Source organism: Streptomyces sp. NBC_00289 (assembly GCF_041435115.1).
In the GTDB taxonomy this organism is placed as follows: Bacteria; Actinomycetota; Actinomycetes; order Streptomycetales; family Streptomycetaceae; genus Streptomyces.
Genome location: NZ_CP108046.1, coordinates 5,082,290 through 5,095,703 on the forward strand (window position 1 = coordinate 5,082,290; position 13,414 = coordinate 5,095,703).

Genomic DNA, 13,414 nt, shown 5'->3' on the forward strand with positions numbered 1-13,414 from the left:
GACGCGGGCGGGCGCTCAGAGCACCCGGTCCTTCAGCGCCGGGAACTGCTCGCGGGTCTTCGCGACCTTCCCGGGGTCGAAGTCCACCGTGAGCACCTGCTCCCCGGACCCGGCCTGCGCCAGCACCTCGCCCCACGGATCCACCACGATCGAGTGACCGGCCTGCGGAACTCCGGTGTGCGTCCCGGCCGTTCCACACGCGAGCACGAACGCCTGGTTCTCCACCGCCCGCGCCTGGGCCAGCAGCGTCCAGTGCGACCGGCGGCGCTCCGGCCAGCCCGCCGGGACGACCAGGGTCTCGGCACCGGCGTCGACGAGGCCGCGGAAGAGCTCGGGGAAGCGGAGGTCGTAACAGGTGGCCAGGCCGAGCGTGGTCTCGGGCAGCCGCACCGTCACCAGGTCCCGCCCCGCGCCCATCAGCACGGCCTCGCCCTTGTCGAAGCCGAAGCGGTGGATCTTGCGGTAGGAGGCGGCCAGTTCACCGGAGGGGGAGAAGACGAGAGACGTGTTGTAGAGCGTGCCCTCACCCGCGGGCGCGCCGCCGGCGGAGTTACCGCTTCCGGTCGCACCGCTTCCGGACCCGTCGTCGTCGGAGCCGTCCCTGTCGGACACCGCGCGTTCCGGGATCGAGCCCGCGTGCAGCCAGACGCCCGCGTCGCTCGCCGCCTTCGCCATCGCCTCGTAGGTCGGCCCCTCGAGCGGCTCGGCCTCGCGCCCGAAGTCCTCGTACGCGAAGGCGCCGGTCGTCCACAGTTCCGGCAGGACGACGAGGTCGGCCCCGGCCTGATCCCGTACCAGGGAGGCCACCCGCTGCCGCCGCGCGGCGACCGGTTCGGCCTCGTCGACGGCGATCTGGATCAGAGAGGCGCGCACACTACCACCGTCCTGGCATTCGAGTCGTTCACACGGGCCTACGATCGTCACACGAAAGCACTGCCGGGGTGCCTCAGAGCAGCGTAACTTAGCGTTTCAAGACACCCGCCGACAGCAGCCGTCTCCCGCTGGCAACGCCGCCACCACCACCCGTGTACCGACCGCCGAGGGGTCCCGTTCCGTGAGTCTGCATCCCACCCTCCAGCCCTACGCCGACGCCTGGACCCACTCCATCGAAGCGATATCCGAGCTGGTGCAGCCGCTCGCGGAGGGTGAGTGGAACCAGCGCACCCCGTGCCCCAGCTGGTCGGTCCGGGACGTCGTCTCCCATGTCATCGGCCTGGACTGCGAGATGCTGGGTGATCCGCGCCCCATCCACACGCTGCCGCGCGACCTGTTCCACGTCACCAACGATCACCAGCGCTACACGGAGATGCAGGTCGACGTCCGCCGCCACCACACGGCACCGGAGATGACCTCCGAGCTGGAGTACACGGTCATTCGCCGCAACCGGCAGCTGCGCAACGACTCGCGGGATCCCGGTACGAAGGTGCGGGGCCCGCTGGGCACGGAGCTGACCCTCGAGGAGTCCATGCGCACCCACGCGTTCAACGTGTGGGTGCACGAGCAGGACCTGCGCGCCGCTCTCGGGCGCCCGGGCAATCTCGACTCCCCCGGCGCACACGTCGCCCGTGACGTGCTGCTCGCCCAACTCCCGCGCGTCATCGCGGAGGACGCGGGTGCTCCCCGCAGCTCGGCGATCATCTTCGACGTGCACGGGCCGGTCGAGTTCCTGCGCACGGTCCGCGTCGACATCCAGGGCCGCGGCACCCTGGAGACGGCTCCGGCCCTCGGCCCGGCCGCCGTCTTCACCCTCCCCTGGGAGACCTACGTCCGCCTCGCCTGCGGCCGCGTCACGCCGGAGGGAGTGGCGGACCGACTGAAGGCGGACGGAGAACCCGCCCTGGTGGAAGCGATCCTGGCCAACTTCACGGTGACCCACTAGCCGGCCACGGCGGGGGTGCCCCTGCGGGTTTCGTCGACCTGTGGGGGCGGGTCGTCGACCTGTTGGGGGGCGGGTTGGCGGGCGGGTTGGGGGGCGCGCGCTTCGGTAAGCCGAGGCCGGTCCGGTTCCGGCCTCGGCGGTGCCGCCCCCGTCACGCCGGTACGTGCACCGTCTCCACCCGGCTGGCCACCAGCCGTTCCCGCTCCCGTCGGGCGGCCCGCTTCCGCAGGCGCAGGATCTGGCTGATGCCGACCGCCTGGAGCACGAACACCGCGGAGAACGCGACCGTGTAGTCGCCGCCCGTCGCGTCCAGCAGCACTCCGACGGCGAACAGGGTGGTCATGGAGGCCACGAAACCACCCATGTTGGTGATTCCCGAGGCAGTCCCCTGACGCTCCGGCGGATTCGCCGGCCGCGCGAAGTCGAAGCCGATCATCGAGGCGGGCCCACAGGCACCGAGCACCGCGCACAGCACGATCAGCAGCCACATGGGCACCTGCTCGGCGGCGGACACCACCGGATACGCCAGCGTCACGGCCCACAGCAGCGCTGTCGCCGCCACGGTCCCGAGGGCGAGCGGCAGCCGGGCCGCGTGGTGCCGGGCGATGATCTGGCCGTAGACCAGTCCGACCGCCATGTTCGACAGGACGACCAGGGTGAGCAGTTCCCCGGCCGTGGCGCGGGACAGTCCCTGCGCCTCGACCAGGAAGGGCAGGCCCCAGAGCAGCAGGAACACCATCGCCGGGAACTGGGTCGTGAAGTGCACCCACAGTCCGAGCCGTGTCCCCGGCTCCCGCCAGGACGCGGCGATCTGCCGGCGGACGTACGCGGCTCCCTGGTGGGGGAACGGCTCCGGTTCGTGGCCCTCGGGGTGGTCCTTGAGGAACAGCAGGAGCAGGACGAGGACCACGACCCCGGCGAGCGCGCTGCCCGCGAACGCCGCCGTCCACCCGATGCCGTGCAGCAGCCGGGCCAGCACCAGCGTGGAGACCAGATTGCCGGCCATGCCGACCAGCCCCGCGAACTGCGCGACCATCGGCCCGCGCCGGGCCGGGAACCAGCGGGTTCCCAGCCGCAGCACGCTGATGAACGTCATCGCGTCTCCGCAGCCCAGCAGCGCGCGCGAGGCCAGGGCGGTGCCGTACGACGGTGAGAACGCGAAGCCCAGCTGACCCGCCGTGAACAGCACCACGCCGATGGCCAGCACCTTCTTCGTGCCGAGCCGGTCCACCAGCAGGCCCACGGGGATCTGCATGCCCGCGTAGACGAGCAGTTGCAGGATCGAGAACGTCGACAGCGCGGACGCGTTGACGTGGAAACGCTCGGCCGCGTCGAGGCCCGCCACTCCCAGGGACGTACGGAAGATGACGGCGACGAAGTAGACGCTGACGCCGATGCCCCAGACGACCATCGCGCGCCGGCCGCCCGGCGGATCACCCGGCAGCGAGACGGACGATGAGCTGCTCATCGCACCTCTCCCCGCGCCAGGTGGGAGAACCAGCCGACGTGCCGGTGGACGACGCCGACGGCGGCCTCCGCGTCCCCGGAACGCAGCGCCTGGAGGATCTCCTCGTGCTCGGTGAGCGTCTTGGCGATCCGGTCGGGGTGGGAGTGCAGCACGGCGACGCCCATCCGCAACTGCCGGTCGCGGAGCTGGTCGTAGAGGCGGGAGAGGATCTCGTTGCCTCCGCTGCGGACGATCTCGGCGTGGAAGCAGCGGTCGGTGACGGCGGCCGCGGCCAGGTCACCGGCCGCGGCCTGCTCCTTCTGCCGGGCGAGCAGTTCCTCGAGCCGCTCGATGAGCCCGGCGGGCGCCGGTACGGCCTTCCGCGCGGCGTGCTCCTCGACCAGCAGGCGGGTCTCCACCACGTCCGCGATCTCCTGCGCGGAGACGGGCAGGACCAGTGCGCCCTTCTTCGGGTAGAGCCGGATCAGCCCCTCGGCCTCCAGTCGCAGCAGCGCCTCTCGCACGGGTGTGCGGGACACCCCTACGGCGTCGGCGAGTTCACCTTCGGTGAGCAGGGTCCCGCCCTCGTAGCGGCGGTCCAGGACGCCCTGCTTGACGTGGCCGTAGACGCGGTCGGCGGCGGGAGGCTGTTTGACGGGGGCGGGAGGGGCGGAGGACTGCATGTACACATCTTAGATACAACACGTACGCATGACTGCGGGCCGTCCACGATACGGACCGTTTCTCCAGCCGCCGGCAAAAAACCCGGAGCCGCGTCAGCGGGCGCACAACCTTCTGTGCTACTTACGTGTCAGACACATGCGGCCCCACCTTCTGCGCCACCTCAACTCGGCCGCACCTCAGGGGCATTCAACGTATTCGGGGTATCTGACTTGATAAACGGCATTCAGGGCGTCCGCCTTCGCCGAGCCGCAGCCGTCGCCGTCACGACCGGCGCGATGCTCGCGACGGGAGCTCTCACCGCGGCACCCGCGCAGGCCGTCACTGCGCCCACGATCGCGGCCAAGACCGGCTACGTGATGAACAACGCCAACGGCACATCGCTGTACACCAAGGGCGCCAACACCAAGATGTCCACGGGTTCCACCACGAAGATCATGACGGCGAAGCTCGTGCTCGCACAGTCGAACCTGAACCTGGACTCCAAGGTCACCATCCAGAAGGCGTACAGCGACTACGTGGTCGCCAACAACGCCTCCCAGGCCCACCTGATCGTCGGTGACAAGGTCACCGTCCGTCAGCTGCTGTACGGGCTGATGCTGCCGTCCGGCTGCGACGCCGCGTACGCCCTGGCCGACAAGTACGGCACGGGCTCGACGCGGGCCGCGCGGGTGAAGTCGTTCATCGGCAAGATGAACACCAAGGCCCAGCAGCTCGGTCTGACGAGCACGCACTTCGACTCGTTCGACGGCATTGGCAACGGTGCCAACTACTCGACGGCGAAGGACCTCACCAAGCTCGCCAGTAACGCGATGAAGACCTCCACGTTCCGCACGATCGTGAAGACGAAGTCGTACACCGCGAAGACCATCACCAAGACGGGCAGCACCCGCACGATGGGCACGTGGACCAACACGAACGGGCTGCTCAGCAGCTACAGCGGCACGATCGGCGTCAAGACCGGCTCCGGTCCCGAGGCCAAGTACTGCCTGGTGTTCGCCGCGACCCGCAACGGCAAGACGGTCATCGGCACGGTGCTCGCCTCCACGTCGATCGCCGCGCGCGAGTCGGACGCGAAGAAGCTCCTCACCTACGGCTTCGCCAGGCTCGGCTGACACCCGATAACTGAAAAAAAGGGGCCTGCCGCGGTGCACGCGGCAGGCCCCTTTGCCGCACCCGGGGACCGGCTCGCAAGCCGAATCGACGCCATTACCTCGCAATGGTGAACATCATTGCCCTGGCTGGCATATTCGATTTCCTCCGCCCTACGTTCCGCTGCGGAGGTGGTTCACATGAACGAACCCAGCAAGAAGCCCGACACGGGCGAACGGCACGAGGCGATCGACGTCAGCGACTTCGTCTACGCGGCGACGGGGGACCGGGTCCGACGGCTCACCATGCCGGACGGAAACCACTGGTTTCCGGCCGTGGATGTCTGCAAGCGATTGGGCCACAGCAACCCGCAGAAAGCACTCTCCGACCATGTCCCGGAAGACCAACGAGACATTCTCGAGACCCTAACTGGAGGTTACGGTCTCAGCATTCCCGCAGGTAGAGAGTGGCGCCGAGACCTGAATGTCATCTCTCTCCAAGGTCTCATCCTCCTGGTCAACGCTTGCACCAAGCCCGCCTGCGCCCCCTTCAAGCAGTGGGCCGCCGAGGTGATCGAGACCGTCCAGCGAGAGGGTTCCTACACCCTCGAAGAAGCCGAGGTGCAGCCCGTCGGCCCGGGTGCCCCCATCGCGTACGCCATGCCGGAACAGGTGGCCGAGGCCATCGTCCGGCTGGAGGAGCGCAACCTGCTTGCGGACGAACAACTCGCGGTCGCCCAGCACGAGTCACTCACCGTGCAACGGGACATGCTCGCCATGCAGCACGAGATGGCGGAGATGCAGCGGGACATGGTGGGCATGCAGCGGGACCTGGTGGGGATGCAGCGCGCGACGCTCACCGCGCAGCAGGCCATCGCCCAGGCCATGGAACGCATCGCGAACCGGCTGGACGTCCTGGCGCTGGACCGTCCGGCGCCCACCGCGGCCTTCGCCCCGCTCCCGACCACGGAGTCCGTCCTGGCCGACTGGCGTGAGCGGCTCTCCGTCACGGAAGACGTGTGGACGGTGGCCGTGGTCATCGCCCCGGTCCTGGTCGAGCGGGGAGAGCTGCGGGAGCCGCTCGAATCGATCGCCGCTCGCACCGGACTGACGGTGCACCGTGTCAACGAGTGCCTGCGGCTGCTGCGCAAGCACGCCTGCATCCACTCCCGGGGCGGCAGCGAGGAGGGGGCTCCGGTCTACGTACTCAACCGGTCCTGAACTCGACCGGTTTGGCCGGGTGAAGAGATGAAGGGGCGGCCGCAAAACGAAGTTGCGGCCGTCCCTTCAGCGTTCAACCTATCGCCTCGCGAGCCGTCACGCCCACGTGATCAGTCGTTTGGGTTGTTCCAGGATCGCTGCCACGTCGGCGAGGACCTTGGAGCCGAGTTCTCCGTCCACCAGGCGGTGGTCGAAGGACAGGGCCAGGGTCGTCACCTGGCGGGGCTTCACCTTGCCCTTGTGGACCCACGGTTGGAGCTTGATGGCGCCCACCGCGAGGATCGCGGCCTCGCCGGGGTTGAGGATCGGCGTGCCGGTGTCGACGCCGAAGACGCCGACGTTGGTGATCGTCACGGTGCCGCCCTGCATGTCGGCGGGCGACGTCCTGCCCTCGCGCGCCGTCGACACCAACTCGCCCAGGGACTGCGCCAGCTGCGGCAGCGTCTTGGTCTGGGCGTCCTTGATGTTCGGGACGATCAGGCCGCGAGGGGTGGCGGCCGCGATGCCCAGGTTGACGTAGTGCTTGAGCACGATCTCCTGGGCGGCCTCGTCCCAGGACGCGTTGACGTCGGGATGACGCTTGATCGCGACCAGCAGGGCCTTGGCGATCAGCAGCAGCGGATTGATCCGCAGGCCCTGCATCTCCTTGTCCTGCTTGAGCTCCTCGACCAGCTTCAGCGTGCGGGTCACGTCGACCGTCACGAACTCCGTGACGTGCGGCGCGGTGAACGCCGAACCGACCATCGCCGTCGCCGTCGCCTTGCGGACGCCCTTGATCGGGACGCGGGTCTCACGGGCCGTGTCGTAGGTGACGACCGGCGCCTGCGGCGCGACGGGTGCCGGGGCCACGACGGGCGCGAGGGCCGGCGCCGGAGCCGCCGCCGCGGCGTGGACGTCCTCGCGGGTGATGACGCCGTCCGGGCCGGAGGGCACCACCGACGCCAGGTCGACGCCGAGGTCCTTGGCCAGCTTGCGCACCGGCGGCTTGGCCAGCGGCCGGGACCGCACCGCCGTCGTCCCGTGGCCGTTGAGCTCCGACTGGACGGCCGCCGACGCCTCCTGGACCGGGATCTCGGGGCCCTTGCGGGGACGGCGCTTGGTCGAGGAAGCGGCGACTCCGTAGCCCACCAGGACCGGCTGGCGGCCCTGCGGCTCGGGCTCCTGCGGCTGCTCCGCGGCGGGCGCCGGGGCCGGTTCCGCGACGGGAGCGGCGCCCCTGCCGGCGACGGCCACCGCGATGATCGGCGTGCCCACGTCCACCGTGGTGCCCTCGGCGAAGTGGAGGTCGCGGACCACACCGTCGTACGGGATGGGGAGTTCCACCGCCGCCTTGGCCGTCTCGACCTCGCAGACGACCTGGCCGTCGGTGACGGTGTCGCCGGGTTTGACGTACCACTTGAGGATCTCGGCCTCGGTGAGCCCCTCGCCCACGTCGGGCATCTTGAACTCGCGTACGGACGCGTCAGTCATCGTCGTCACGACCCTCTCCTCAGTACGCCAGGGCGCGGTCGACGGTGTCGAGCACCCGGTCCAGACCCGGCAGGTACTCCTCCTCCAGGCGCGCCGGCGGGTACGGGGCGTGGTAGCCGCCGACCCTCAGCACCGGGGCCTCCAGGTGGTAGAAGCAGCGCTCGGTGATCCGGGCGGCGATCTCCGCGCCGGAGCCGAAGAACACCGGGGCCTCGTGGACGACGACCAGGCGGCGGGTCTTCTCGACCGAGGTCTGGATGGTGTCGAAGTCGAGCGGGGAGATCGAGCGCAGGTCCAGGACCTCCAGCGACTTGCCCTCCTCGGCCGCCGCGTCGGCGACCTCCAGGCAGGTCTTCACCATCGGGCCGTAGGCGGCGAGGGTGAGGTCGCCGCCCTCGCGGACGACGCGGGCCTTGTGCAGAGGGCCCGGGATCGCCTCGGTGTTGACCTCGGCCTTGTCCCAGTAGCGCCGCTTGGGCTCGAAGAAGATCACCGGGTCGTCGCTCTGGATGGCCTGCTGCATCATCCAGTACGCGTCCGCCGCGTTCGACGGGGAGACGACCTTCAGGCCCGAGACGTGCGCGAAGAGCGACTCGGGGGACTCCGAGTGGTGCTCCACCGCGCCGATGCCGCCACCGTAGGGGATGCGGACGACGACGGGGAGCTTGATCTTGCCCAGGGAACGCGCGTGCATCTTCGCCAGCTGGGTGACGATCTGGTCGTACGCCGGGAAGACGAACCCGTCGAACTGGATTTCGACGACCGGGCGGTAGCCTCGGAGCGCCAGGCCGATCGCGGTGCCGACGATGCCCGACTCGGCGAGCGGGGTGTCGATGACCCGGCTCTCGCCGAAGTCCTTCTGCAGGCCGTCCGTCACGCGGAAGACGCCGCCGAGCTTGCCGACGTCCTCGCCCATGATCAGGACCTTGGGGTCCGCGTCCAGGGCGCGGCGCAGCGACTCGTTGATCGCCTTGGCCACGGCCATGTTGCTGGATGTCACCGGCGCCATGTCAGTTGCCCCCCTCTTCGTCCGCGAACGACGCCTGGTAGGCGGCGAACTGGGCTCGCTCCTCGTCGACGAGCGCGTGCCCGTCCGCGTACACGTTCTCGAAGATGGCGAAACGGTCCGGGTCCGGCATGGCGCGGACCGCTTCGCGCACTCGCCTGCCCAACGCCTCGCTCTCGGTCTCGAGTTCCGCGAAGAATCCCTCGTCCGCGTGGTTTGCGGCTTCCAGGTGAGCGCGCAGGCGCAGGATCGGGTCCTTCGCCTCCCAGGCCTCGCGCTCCTCGTCGGCCCGGTACTTGGTCGGGTCGTCGGAGGTGGTGTGGGCGCCCATGCGGTAGGTGTACGCCTCGACCAGGGTCGGGCCCTCACCGCGGCGGGCGCGCTCCAGCGCCCACTTCGTCACCGCGAGGCAGGCCAGCACGTCGTTGCCGTCCACGCGCACGCCCGGGAAGCCGTAGCCCTGGGCCCGCTGGTAGAGCGGGACGCGGGTCTGCCGCTCGGTCGGCTCGGAGATCGCCCACTGGTTGTTCTGGCAGAAGAACACCACCGGGGCGTTGTAGACCGCGGAGAAGGTGAACGATTCGGCGACGTCACCCTGGCTGGAGGCGCCGTCACCGAAGTAGGCGATCACCGCGCTGTCCGCGCCGTCCTTGGCCACGCCCATGGCGTAGCCGGTGGCGTGCAGGGTCTGCGCACCGATGACGATCGTGTAGAGGTGGAAGTTGTTGCCGTTCGGGTCCCAGCCGCCGTTGTTCACGCCGCGGAACATGCCGAGCAGGTTGGTCGGGTCGACTCCGCGGCACCAGGCGACGCCGTGCTCGCGGTAGGTCGGGAAGACGTAGTCGTCGTCGCGCAGGGCCCGGCCGGAGCCGATCTGGGCGGCCTCCTGGCCGAGCAGCGACGCCCACAGGCCCAGCTCGCCCTGACGCTGCAGGGAGGTGGCCTCGGCGTCGAAGCGGCGGGTGAGCACCATGTCCCGGTACAGACCGCGCAGGTCGTCCGGGGTGATGTCGGCGACGTACGCGTCGTACGCGGCGTTCTTGACGCGCTTGCCTTCAGGCGTCAGCAGTTGCACGAGCTCGGGCTCGGCGCCCGGTGGCTTCTTCGCGGTCGTGCGCTTGCCGGCCGTGCTCTTGGTACTGGCGCTGCGTCGCGATGTGCGCGCGGCAGTGCTCTCCACGGTCACGTGTGCTCCTCCGTCGGTCCGGCTACCCGGGTTCGCCGGGCGCCAGTGCGGCTCACCCGTAGCCCCAGGGACGCACAGGGTGGGTGCGGCTCGTTGGGGAACAGGCGTGACAGGTGCCCCGGCGAGCATCCTGCAAAAGGCACGTTACCCAGTGCTTCACATTTCTGTGAAACCCCTCCTGACCTGCGTTTTTGCTTGGATTTCCAAGTAAATCGCAAAATCGGGAACAATTCCTGGTCACAGCCTTGCAGGGGGCCGGAACAACGGCACGTTATCCCGGTGACCCAGTTCACGGGAAGAGTCTGCCCGGGCGCGGCTTTTGATCAGGGAGAAGAGCGTCATTCCGGAGTAAAGGTGTGAACCGGGGCAATTCTCCCCGGAGTGGCGTGAGCCCTGCCGCCGCCCACTTCGGGCACGCCCCGTGCGATCACCTGATCGATTCTGTGACCGAATGCGACTATCGGCGACTGTGTGCGACAACCCCCAGCTCACAGGCTCATCTGGTGCCCTAGCATCTGGCGCGTGCCGCGCTCTTGTGTACCACCCCTCGTACCTCACGCGCCCCCGTTGGGCGCCCTCCTCAGCCAGTACGCCGCCGGTTCCGCCGTCGCCTGCGAGCCGGTCGACCAGGGACTGCTCAACCGCGGCTACCGGCTCCGCACGACCCGCGGCCGCTACTTCCTGAAGCACCACTTCGACCCGGAGACCGCCGATCCGACCGCGATCGCCCGCCAGCACCGGGCCACCCAGCGCCTGGCCGACCTCGGGGTCCCGGTCGCCCCGCCGCTGACCGGCCGCGACGGACGCACGGTGGCCGTCATCGGCGGCCACGCCTACGCGCTGCATCCGTGGATCGACGGCCGGCACCGCCACGGCGGTCAGCTCACGGGCGGGCAGTGCGGACGGCTGGGCGCCCTGCTGGGTGTGGTGCACGCGAGCCTGGAGCGGGTGATGCCGGCGCACGCGCGGGCGCGCGCCGAGCCGGCCGACAGCCCCGACCCCGCCGACACCGTCACCCTCATCGACGACCTGCTCGGCCACGTCCGCCGGCACCACCCCGCCGACTCCTTCGACGAACTGGCCCGTCATCGCCTGCTGGAACGGCGGGCGCTCCTGGAGAAGCACGCCGACCGGCGGCCCCCGCGAGGCGCCTCGGTGGGCTGGGTGCACGGGGACTTCCACCCGTTCAACCTGCTCTACAAGGGGGACGCGCCCGCCGCGATCGTCGACTGGGACCGGCTCGGCGTGCAGCCCCGCGCGGAGGAGGCCGTACGCGCCGCCGCGATCTTCTTCGTCCGCCCCGCCGGTGCCCTCGACCTGCCGAAGGTGCGGGCGTACGCGCGCGCGTACCGGCGCGCGGCCGGGGCCACGCCCTCGGAGCTCACGGCGGCGGTGCGCCGCGTGTGGTGGGAACGCCTCAACGACTTCTGGATACTGCGCTGGCACTACGAGCGCGGCGACACCCGCGCGGATTCGCAGTTCCCGGCGGCCTCGGCGCTCGCCGTGTGGTGGACACGGGAGTACGACGCGGTGTGCGACGCCTTCGCCGAGTGAGCACCCCGGAGGGCTCCACGCGCGCGTGGAGCCCGGTGCGCGGGCACGGGGAGCCCGTCACGGCCGCGCCCGCGAGAAGAGCGGTCGGCCGGTGCGGGTCAGACCGGCCGTCGCCTGTCAGAGATCGCCGCTCCCGGACGTCGTACCGCCGTCGCCCTCTTCGCCGCCACCGTCCGTCGGGTCGCTCGTCACGGGCGGGTCGGTCTCCGGCGCGCTGGTCTCCTCCGTCGGCTCCGCGCTCGTCTCCGGGTCCGACGGCTCGTCGCTCGGCTCGCTGCTGTAGCTCTCGGAGGGGGTGTACGACGGCGTGTACGAAGGCGTCCAGTTCGAGCCGGAGCCCGTCCCCGAACTGTCGTCGGTGGACGTGTCCGTCGGCTCGTCGGTCGGCTCGTCGGTCGGCGTCTCCGAGTCCTTGTTGTCCGTCGCGGACCGCGAGGTCGTCGGCGACGGGGTCGTGTCCGCGCCGCCGCCACCTCCGCCGCCGTTGTTCAGCGCCAGGGCGACACCCGCGGCGATGGCGACGACCGCGAGAACCGCGAGGATCCACAGCTTGCCGCGGCCGCTGCCCCGGTTGCCGTGTCCCTCGAAGCCGCCCTCGTCCCCGCCGCCGTAGCCGGAGGGCAGGATCGGCTGCGGGATCTGCGTGGTGCCGGAGGAGTCACCGGAGTGCGGCAGCACGGTGGTGCTCGCGAAGCCCGCCGCCGGCGCGCTCCGGCCGTCGTGCGCCCCCACCGGGCCGGTGTTCCAGGTGCCGGTGTGGCCACCCTGGTCGTACAGCATCTGCAGGGCGTACTGGACCAGCCCGCGCATCTCCTCCGCGGTCTGGAAGCGGTCGTCCGGCTCCTTGGCGAGGGAGCGCATGACCATGCCGTCGAGCTCCGGCGGGCACGCGCCGTCCGAGGTCTCGGACGGGGGCACCGGAATGTCCTGGACGTGCTGGTAGACCACCGACAGCGGGGTCTCGCCGGTGAACGGCGGGCGCAGCGCGAGAAGTTCGTAGAGAAGGCAGCCGGTCGCGTACAGGTCGGAGCGGTGGTCGACGGCCTTGCCGAGCGCCTGCTCCGGGGAGAGGTACTGCGGGGTGCCCATGACCATGCCGGTCTGCGTCATCGTGGTGGACGCGCCGTGCAGGGCGCGGGCGATGCCGAAGTCCATCACCTTGACGGCGCCGTTGTCGGTGATGATGACGTTCGCCGGCTTGATGTCGCGGTGCACGATGCCGTGCTGGTGCGAGTAGGCGAGCGCCTCCAGCACACCCGAGACGATGATCAGGGCCTGCTCGGGACCGGGCGCCTCGGCGTTGAGCAGCAGGTCGCGGATGGTGCGGCCCTCGACGATCTCCATCACGATATACGGCACCGACTGGCCGCCCACGAAGTCCTCGCCGGAGTCGTACACGGCGACGATCGAGTGGTGGTTGAGGCCGGCCACCGACTGGGCCTCGCGCGTGAAGCGGGCCTTGGAGACGGGGTCCTCGGCGAGATCCGCGCGCAACAGCTTGACCGCCACGGTGCGCCCGAGCCGCACGTCCTCGGCCGCGAAGACCTCGGCCATGCCGCCCCGGCCGAGTCTGCGGGTCAGCCGGTACCTGCCGTCACCGACCAGTCCGCCGTTACCCCACAGCTCCGGCGCATCCGACATCCCGCCGCCAGTCGCCTCGGGGTCGGACGGGCCCTGAGCGCGCTGCTGCTGTGCCATCAGTCCTCGCCGTCGTTTCTGCCCGCGGTGCGCGCGGTGTTGTTACGGTCTCCGTCGGCCACGCTACAGCCTCCGCGCAAGCCTCCGATCCGGGAAGAGCCCGGCGACCCGTCCGCGACGGACCGGCCATCAAACCCGTAGTGCGTCTCGCCGTGCAAATCGTGTGTACCGGCCGTAGGGC

General features: G+C 70.2%; 11 protein-coding genes. 4 read left to right on the forward strand and 7 right to left on the reverse strand.

Annotated features, from left to right (window positions below):
- Positions 1–15 precede the first annotated feature (15 nt).
- Positions 16–873 carry a carbon-nitrogen family hydrolase gene (locus OG985_RS23020; RefSeq protein ID WP_371670226.1) on the reverse strand — a complete coding sequence of 286 codons (858 nt, stop codon included), beginning with the start codon at positions 871–873 and terminating at the stop codon, positions 16–18.
- A gap of 181 nt (positions 874–1,054) precedes the next feature.
- Here OG985_RS23020 and OG985_RS23025 point away from each other — a divergent pair, with 181 nt between their 5' ends.
- Positions 1,055–1,879: a maleylpyruvate isomerase family mycothiol-dependent enzyme gene (locus tag OG985_RS23025; RefSeq protein ID WP_371670227.1), complete on the forward strand. Its 825-nt coding sequence runs from the start codon at positions 1,055–1,057 to the stop codon at positions 1,877–1,879.
- A gap of 151 nt (positions 1,880–2,030) precedes the next feature.
- Here the strand turns inward: OG985_RS23025 and OG985_RS23030 are convergent, their stop codons facing one another.
- Together OG985_RS23030 and OG985_RS23035 are read right to left on the reverse strand one after the other, a co-directional pair.
- Positions 2,031–3,347: a nitrate/nitrite transporter gene (locus OG985_RS23030; RefSeq protein WP_371670228.1), complete on the reverse strand. Its 1,317-nt coding sequence runs from the start codon at positions 3,345–3,347 to the stop codon at positions 2,031–2,033.
- A complete protein-coding gene (locus OG985_RS23035) occupies positions 3,344–4,009 on the reverse strand; it encodes a GntR family transcriptional regulator (RefSeq protein ID WP_371670229.1) in 666 nt (221 codons plus the stop codon). The genes OG985_RS23030 and OG985_RS23035 overlap by 4 nt, the downstream gene beginning before the upstream one ends.
- 210 nt (positions 4,010–4,219) lie before the next feature.
- Between OG985_RS23035 and OG985_RS23040 the strand changes: the two genes are divergently transcribed.
- Together OG985_RS23040 and OG985_RS23045 are read left to right on the forward strand one after the other, a co-directional pair.
- Positions 4,220–5,122, forward strand: coding sequence for a D-alanyl-D-alanine carboxypeptidase family protein (locus OG985_RS23040; RefSeq protein ID WP_371670230.1), 903 nt, complete (start codon positions 4,220–4,222; stop codon positions 5,120–5,122).
- A 177-nt stretch (positions 5,123–5,299) separates the two neighbouring features.
- Entirely contained in the window at positions 5,300–6,319 is a 1,020-nt protein-coding gene (locus OG985_RS23045; RefSeq protein ID WP_371670231.1) for a Bro-N domain-containing protein, read from the forward strand.
- A gap of 96 nt (positions 6,320–6,415) precedes the next feature.
- Here OG985_RS23045 and OG985_RS23050 read toward each other — a convergent pair whose 3' ends face one another.
- The 3 genes from OG985_RS23050 to pdhA are packed head-to-tail and all read right to left on the reverse strand — an operon-like array spanning position 6,416 to position 9,981.
- Positions 6,416–7,798 carry a dihydrolipoamide acetyltransferase family protein gene (locus tag OG985_RS23050; protein ID WP_371670232.1) on the reverse strand — a complete coding sequence of 461 codons (1,383 nt, stop codon included), beginning with the start codon at positions 7,796–7,798 and terminating at the stop codon, positions 6,416–6,418.
- Between the two features lie 10 nt (positions 7,799–7,808).
- On the reverse strand, positions 7,809–8,798 hold the full coding sequence (locus tag OG985_RS23055) for an alpha-ketoacid dehydrogenase subunit beta (protein ID WP_371670233.1): 990 nt from the start codon (positions 8,796–8,798) through the stop codon (positions 7,809–7,811).
- Between the two features lies 1 nt (position 8,799).
- The gene (gene pdhA / locus OG985_RS23060) at positions 8,800–9,981 is read right to left on the reverse strand and encodes a pyruvate dehydrogenase (acetyl-transferring) E1 component subunit alpha (protein ID WP_371670234.1); all 1,182 of its coding nucleotides are present in this window, start codon (positions 9,979–9,981) and stop codon (positions 8,800–8,802) included.
- 522 nt (positions 9,982–10,503) lie between these two features.
- Here pdhA and OG985_RS23065 point away from each other — a divergent pair.
- A complete protein-coding gene (locus tag OG985_RS23065) occupies positions 10,504–11,535 on the forward strand; it encodes a phosphotransferase (protein WP_371670235.1) in 1,032 nt (343 codons plus the stop codon).
- 117 nt (positions 11,536–11,652) lie between these two features.
- On the opposite strand, the gene OG985_RS23070 is transcribed toward OG985_RS23065, so the two are convergent.
- On the reverse strand, positions 11,653–13,233 hold the full coding sequence (locus OG985_RS23070; RefSeq protein ID WP_371670236.1) for a protein kinase: 1,581 nt from the start codon (positions 13,231–13,233) through the stop codon (positions 11,653–11,655).
- Positions 13,234–13,414 lie beyond the last annotated feature (181 nt).

What these genes read in the sequence shown, in the direction of transcription:
- OG985_RS23030 (WP_371670228.1), bottom strand. Translation starts at nt 3,347, where the DNA reads ATGAGCAGCTCATCGTCCGTCTCGCTGCCGGGTGATCCGCCGGGCGGC.
- OG985_RS23035 (WP_371670229.1), bottom strand. Translation starts at nt 4,009, where the DNA reads ATGCAGTCCTCCGCCCCTCCCGCCCCCGTCAAACAGCCTCCCGCCGCC.
- OG985_RS23045 (WP_371670231.1), top strand. Translation starts at nt 5,300, where the DNA reads ATGAACGAACCCAGCAAGAAGCCCGACACGGGCGAACGGCACGAGGCG.
- OG985_RS23055 (WP_371670233.1), bottom strand. Translation starts at nt 8,798, where the DNA reads ATGGCGCCGGTGACATCCAGCAACATGGCCGTGGCCAAGGCGATCAAC.
- OG985_RS23070 (WP_371670236.1), bottom strand. Translation starts at nt 13,233, where the DNA reads ATGGCACAGCAGCAGCGCGCTCAGGGCCCGTCCGACCCCGAGGCGACT.